4 protein-coding genes are annotated in these 6,788 nt (G+C 61.3%); all 4 read right to left on the bottom strand.

All coding sequences use genetic code 11. The features are described 5' to 3' along the window. Positions 1 to 468 precede the first annotated feature (468 nt). On the bottom strand, positions 469 to 1,344 hold the full coding sequence (gene pssA, locus MQW23_RS17955) for a CDP-diacylglycerol--serine O-phosphatidyltransferase (protein ID WP_252109587.1): 876 nt from the start codon (positions 1,342 to 1,344) through the stop codon (positions 469 to 471). 206 nt (positions 1,345 to 1,550) lie between these two features. Beyond that, positions 1,551 to 2,042 (bottom strand): acetolactate synthase small subunit, encoded by a 492-nt coding sequence (gene ilvN / locus MQW23_RS17950; protein ID WP_252109586.1) that lies wholly within the window; start codon positions 2,040 to 2,042, stop codon positions 1,551 to 1,553. Then, entirely contained in the window at positions 2,042 to 3,766 is a 1,725-nt protein-coding gene (locus MQW23_RS17945; protein WP_252109585.1) for an acetolactate synthase 3 large subunit, read from the bottom strand. The genes ilvN and MQW23_RS17945 overlap by 1 nt, the downstream gene beginning before the upstream one ends. A 432-nt stretch (positions 3,767 to 4,198) precedes the next feature. Continuing rightward, entirely contained in the window at positions 4,199 to 6,787 is a 2,589-nt protein-coding gene (gene clpB / locus MQW23_RS17940) for an ATP-dependent chaperone ClpB (RefSeq protein ID WP_252109584.1), read from the bottom strand. Position 6,788: the final 1 nt, after the last annotated feature.

Below are 6,788 nucleotides of genomic sequence, written 5' to 3'. Positions count from 1 at the left end.
TGCCTGCCCCACATACGAAGACGTGACGCAGAGGCGAATCAATCCTGGCTCAAGGTTCAAACGAATTTACCGTGATACCTCGAAAGGTATCGCTGTGTTCGTCTGCCTTGATATAAGGTGATTTGTCACCCTCATCGGCAAACGCCCACATGAATTGCCTGATCAAATTGTTAAAGAGCTGTTTCGCTTCGACTTGAACACTGACTCGATGACCTGAGCCGGTTGCCGTTGCGAGGAAGGCGTATTCTACGCACTTCCTGATGTTTGTCAACCGCTGATTTCAGCGAGTGAAGCAAGCGATCGAAACTGCGCTAACTTCCTGACAAACCGAAGGTTTTCACCTTCACTTACCGCCTGAAACGCTGTGCGTCCCCGGCAGCGGATGCGTACTTTACGGATTCTCCACCGGGAGCGCAAGGGCTTTTTTCAAAAAGATGCGCACCGTCATCAGGGAGTCACATAGCGGTGTCAGGCACGCCCCTTCTTGCCGCCGTTTTTAGCCTTGCGCATCACGGCGTGTACCGGTCCGGACAGCACGTAGGCACCAAACAGCAGCAGCAGCATGGCTGACGGTTCGACCGAGATCATCACGAAACCGAGCACCACCGCCAGCAGCACCACAAACGGCACTGGCTTTTTGAAGTCGAGTTCTTTGAAGCTGTAGTAGCGGATATTACTGACCATCAGAATGCCTGCCGCGCCCACCAGCACCAGCATCAAAAGCTTGAAGCCGAAAGCGTCGGCGTCGAAGCTGTGAAAGGTCCAGACGCTGGCCGCGACAACTGCCGCCGCAGAAGGGCTCGGCAGGCCGATGAACCACTTCTTGTCGGTGCTGCCGATCTGGACGTTAAAGCGGGCAAGCCTTAACGCGGCGCAGGCCACGTACAGAAAGGCGACGACCCAGCCGGTCTTGCCGATATCCTGCAAAATCCAGCTAAAGGCGACCAGCGCCGGCGCCATTCCAAACGAGATCATGTCAGCGAGACTGTCGTACTCGGCGCCGAAAGCGCTCTGGGTATTGGTCATGCGCGCCACGCGCCCGTCCAAGCCGTCGAGCACCATGGCGATGAAAATAGCGATGGCCGCCGAGCTGAAATCGCCGTTGATACCGGCCACCACGGCAAAGAACCCGGAAAAGAGCGCCGAGGTGGTGAAGAGGTTGGGCAGCAGATAAATACCCTTGCGGCGAATTTTTTTGCCGTCCTCGACGGACTCCTCGACCACCTCGGTTTCACGTAGAAACGCCGTGGCAAGGTCCTCGTTGCTCACCGATTCGCTGTCGCGGTCGGGTTTGTAAGGCGGCGGCGTATGTCCTGGCTCTTGATCGTGAGCGTCCTGATTCATGTGCGTCATCCCTAATTTGAAATCGTTTGTAGGCCGGTTTTCATTCTACACGCTACCCGGCCGGCGGCTACCGCGATTGCGGCTATCGCCACAGCCTGGCCCAAACGCCGGCAGAGCGCGATAACCAGCACACCGCCAGGCCTGCTATGCGCTGACAAAAAAGCCGCCCCGTGGGGCGGCTTTTAAACACAAGCGAAGAGCGAGCGCTAAAGCGACAGCACCTTGTCGCCCCGAGCGATACCGGAAACCCCGGTACGCGCCACTTCGAGAATTCCCACCGGCGCCATGGCCTGCAGGAACGCGTCGAGCTTAGCGGCGTCGCCGGTAATCTGCACGGTGTAAAGGCTCGGCGTGACATCCACCACTTGGGCGCGGAAGATGTCGACCGTGCGCTTGACCTCGTCGCGGGCAGCCCCCAGCGCTTTCACTTTCACCAGCATCAGCTCGCGCTCGATGTGGTTGCCTTCGGTCAAATCCACCAGTTTGACCACGTCGATCAGCTTGTTGAGATGCTTGGTGATCTGCTCGATCACACGGTCGTCACCCACGGTGGTGACCGTCAGCCGCGAGAGTGACGGATCATCGGTGGGTGCGACGTTGAGCGTTTCGATGTTGAAGTTACGCTGAGAAAACAAGCCCACCACACGTGATAGCGCACCCGGTTCGTTTTCCAGAAGAATCGAGATGATATGACGCATCAGGTACGCTCCGTTTTGGACAGCAGCATGTCACGCATCGCGCCGAGCGGCACTTGCATCGGATAGACGTGCTCGAAGGGGTCGACCTTGATATCGAGGAACACCAGTTCGTGCTTGTCCTCGAAGGCGCGGGCCAGCGCTGGCTCCAGCTCCTCTTTCGTGGTCACGGTAATCGCGGTGAACCCGTAGGCCTCGATCAGGAGATGGAAATCCGGCAAGGATTCCATGTAGGAGTGGGCGTGACGCGACTTGTAGTTCAAGTCCTGCCACTGGCGCACCATCCCAAGCGACTGGTTGTTCAGGTTGACGATCTTCACCCCTACCCCGTACTGCTTACAGGTAGAGAGCTCCTGCATCATCATCTGAAAGCTGCCTTCGCCGGTGATACACACCACGTCATCGTCGGGATAGCTTTTCTTGATCCCCATGGCCGCCGGGAAGCCAAAGCCCATGGTACCCAAGCCACCGGAGGTGATCAGCCGGTTGGGCTTGTCGAACTTGTAGTACTGGGCGGCAAACATCTGGTGCTGGCCGACATCAGTGGTGACGAACGCCTCTCCCCGGGTCACCCGGCAAAGCGCCTCGACCACTTCCTGAGGTTTGAGCGCCTCACCGGCGTTCGACGGCTCATAGAGCTTGCCTTCACGCTCGGCGCGCCAGCCGTCGATCTTCTCCCACCACTCGCCAAGCGCGTCGGTGTTTTCCACCGTGCGCCCTTGAACGAGGCTGATCATCTCGTCGATGACTCCGGCGGCAGGGCCGACGATCGGCACGTCCGCGCGCACGGTCTTGGAGATCGAGCTCGGGTCGACGTCGACGTGAACGATTTTCGCCGTGGGGCAGAACTTCGAGGTGTTGTTGGTCACACGGTCGTCGAAGCGCGCGCCGATGGCGATGATCAGATCGGCGTGGTGCATGGCCATGTTGGACTCATAAGAGCCGTGCATGCCAAGCCAGCCCAAACACTGCTTGTCGCTTTGCGGGTAAGCGCCGATGCCCATGAGCGTGGTGGTGATCGGAAAGCCGAGCTTCTGAACCAGATCGGTCAGGCCTTCGCTGGCACGGCCGGTGACCACACCGCCGCCGGTGTAGAACACCGGGCGCTTGGCCTTGAGCATCAGCTCGACGGCCTTTTTGATCTGACCGGTGTGGCCGCGGCTAACCGGGTTGTAGGAGCGCAGCTTGACCTTTTTCGGGTAAGCGTACTCGTAGCGCTCGGTGGGCGCGGTCATGTCTTTCGGAATATCGACCACCACCGGACCCGGGCGGCCGGTCGAGGCGAGATAGAACGCCTTTTTCAGCACATCCGGAATTTCGGAGGGGTGACGAATCGAGAAGCTGTGCTTCACGATCGGGCGGGTCACGCCGACGATATCGGTTTCCTGAAACGCGTCTTCGCCGATCAGATGGCTCATGACCTGGCCGCACAGCACGACCATGGGAATAGAGTCCATGTAGGCGGTGGCGATGCCGGTCACGGCGTTGGTCGCACCGGGCCCGGAGGTCACCAGCACCACGCCGGGCTTGCCGGAGGCGCGGGCGTAGCCGTCGGCGGCGTGGGTCGCCGCCTGCTCGTGGCGCACCAGAATGTGTTTGACATCGTCCTGGCGGAAGAGCGCGTCATAGATATGCAGCGCCGCCCCACCGGGGTACCCATAAATGTATTCGACGCCCTCGTCTTTCAAGAAGCGGGCGATCATGTCTGCGCCGGAAAGCAGTTCCACAGTAATTCTCCCCTAAAGGTCTCGAGTGCGATCCGCAGATGGCTGCGGGGTCGAGTGCGGCGGTATGCCGCTGCCGGCGATGCCGACACCTGATGCCAAACCCTGGCATACGGCCCGGTTAGGGCCAGCACTCTCATCGGAGGCCGTGTTGAAACGACCTCCTTTCGCGGCGGTTCACCGCGTCGGGGCATTGGCCAGGCCAAGCGGTTGACTTGAGCCCGGAAGTCCTTCGGCGGGTAAAGGCGAAAGCCTACCCTTCACGCGGGGATAGGGGGTTACCCGTGGGGTCCGCGTCCGCAAATCAGGAACCCACAAGATTCCAATAGCGCCTCTTGCCTGTCAACCTTTCATCGCCCCAAACCGGGGCAGGTGCACCAAAACAAAAACCCCGCCGGCAAGCCGGCGGGGTCGGGTCGATCGCGTCAAGCGCTATCAGGTGAAGACTAGCTTGCCTTGTTCGGCGCTAACGTGGATGGTCGCCCCCGGCGCGTACTTGCCAGCGAGCAGGTCCTGAGCCAGCGGGTTTTCGATCCGGCTCTGGATCGCTCGCTTGAGCGGGCGCGCCCCGAACACCGGGTCGAAACCGACCACCGCGAGCTGCGCCATGGCCTCATCGCTGACCTCGAGACTCAGGCCATGCTCGGCCAAGCGCGCTTGGAGACGCTCGAGCTGAATCGAGGCGATCGCCTGGATCTGCGCCTGACCAAGGGCATGGAACACCACCACTTCGTCGATGCGGTTGATGAGTTCCGGGCGGAAGTGATTGCCCACCACGTCCATCACCGCCTCCTTCATCGCGTCATAGCCGGCGTCGTCGCTGGCCTCACTGCCCATACGCTGGATGATGTCCGAGCCCATGTTCGAGGTCATCACGATCACGGTGTTGCGAAAATCCACCGTGCGGCCCTGGCCATCGGTCAGGCGCCCGTCCTCCAGCACCTGCAGCAGGATGTTGAACACGTCCGGGTGCGCCTTTTCCACCTCGTCGAGCAGCAGCACCGAGTAGGGCTTACGGCGCACGGCTTCGGTCAGGTAGCCGCCCTCTTCATAGCCCACGTAGCCGGGAGGTGCGCCGATCAGCCGCGCCACGGAGTGCTTCTCCATGAACTCGGACATGTCGATGCGCACCATCGCCTCCTCGGTATCGAAGAGGAAGTTGGCCAGCGACTTGCAAAGCTCGGTCTTGCCCACCCCGGTCGGGCCGAGAAACAGAAACGAGCCGTTGGGCCGGTTCGGGTCGGCAAGCCCCGCCCGCGAGCGGCGTACCGCGTTGGCGACCGCCTCGACCGCTTCCTCCTGGCCGATCACGCGCTCGTGCAGCGCCTCTTCCATACGCAACAGCTTGTCGCGCTCGCCTTCGAGCATTTTCGAGACCGGAATGCCGGTCCAGCGTGAAACGACCTCGGCGATCTCTTCTTCAGTGACGTTGGAGCGCAGCAGCTGGTGGCTGGCGATATCCGCCTCGCCTTCGCCGCTCTCCGCGATCTTCTTCTCGAGCTCGGGAATCTTGCCGTACTGGATTTCGGACATGCGGCCAAGATCGCCCTGGCGGCGAGCCTGCTCAAGATCCAGACGCGCCTGCTCTAGCTCGGCCTTGAACTGGGCGGCGCCCTGAATGCTGGCTTTTTCGGCCTTCCAGATCTCGTCGAGGTCGGCGTACTCGCGTTCCAGATCATGGATGTGATCGTTCAGCGCCTCGAGGCGTTTGCGGGTCGCCTCGTCGGTCTCTTTCTTGAGCGCCTCACGCTCCATTTTGAGCTGGATCAGGCGCCGGTCGAGGCGGTCCATCGATTCGGGCTTGGAATCGAGCTCCATGCGGATGCGCGAGGCCGCCTCGTCGATCAAATCGATCGCCTTGTCCGGCAGCTGGCGGTCGGTGATGTAGCGGGTAGAGAGCTTCGCCGCGGCGATGATCGCGGAATCAGTGATCGCCACGCCGTGGTGCACCTCGTAGCGCTCCTTCAAGCCGCGCAAAATGGCGACGGTGTCCTCTTCCGAGGGCTCGTCGACCAGCACCTTCTGGAAGCGGCGTTCGAGCGCGGCGTCCTTTTCGATGTACTTGCGGTACTCGTCGAGCGTCGTTGCGCCCACGCAGTGTAGCTCGCCGCGGGCCAGTGCGGGTTTGAGCATGTTGCCGGCGTCCATCGCGCCGTCGGCCTTGCCAGCGCCGACCATGGTGTGCAGCTCGTCGATGAACAGGATCACCCGCCCCTCTTCCTGGGCGAGCTCCTTGAGCACCGACTTCAAACGCTCCTCGAACTCGCCGCGAAACTTCGCGCCGGCAAGCAAAGACCCCATGTCCAGCGACAGCACGCGCTTGTCCTTGAGCCCTTCCGGCACCTCGCCATCGACGATACGACTGGCCAGCCCCTCGACGATGGCGGTCTTGCCCACGCCGGGCTCGCCGATCAATACCGGGTTGTTCTTGGTGCGCCGCTGAAGCACCTGAATCGTGCGGCGAATCTCGTCGTCGCGGCCGATCACCGGGTCGAGCTTGCCTTCGAGCGCCCGCTGGGTGAGGTCAAGGGTGTACTTGTTGAGCGCCTCACGCTGATCCTCGGCGTTGGCATCACTCACACTCGCGCCGCCGCGAAGGCTCTCGATCGCGCTTTCGAGATTTTTACGCTCGATGCCGGCCTCCTTCATCGCCTTCGCCACCGCGCCGCCGGCCTCCAGGGCGGCGAGCAGCACGAGTTCGCTGGCAATGAACTGGTCGCCGCGCTTTTGCGCTTCGCGGTCGGTGAGGTTGAAAAGCTTCACCAGATCGCGTGAGGGCTGCACATTGCCATCGAACTGGCTGACCTTTGGCAGGTCGTCGAGCTGACGTTTGAGCGCGTCGCGCAGCCGCGAACTCGCCCCACCGGTCTTGTCGATGAGCGCCTTGATACCGGTGTCGCGGGTATCGAGTAAGGAGAGCAGAAGGTGAACGGGCTCGAGCTGGTTATGGCCCTGGCCGACGGCAAGGGACTGCGCCTCGGCAACGGCGGACTGGAGCTTTGCGGTGAATTTATCGAATCGCATG

It is taken from the genome of Halomonas sp. S3-1-1 (genome assembly GCF_023757625.1).
In the GTDB taxonomy this organism is placed as follows: Bacteria; Pseudomonadota; Gammaproteobacteria; order Pseudomonadales; family Halomonadaceae; genus Vreelandella.
This window is presented reverse-complemented; position numbering and strand designations above follow the sequence as displayed.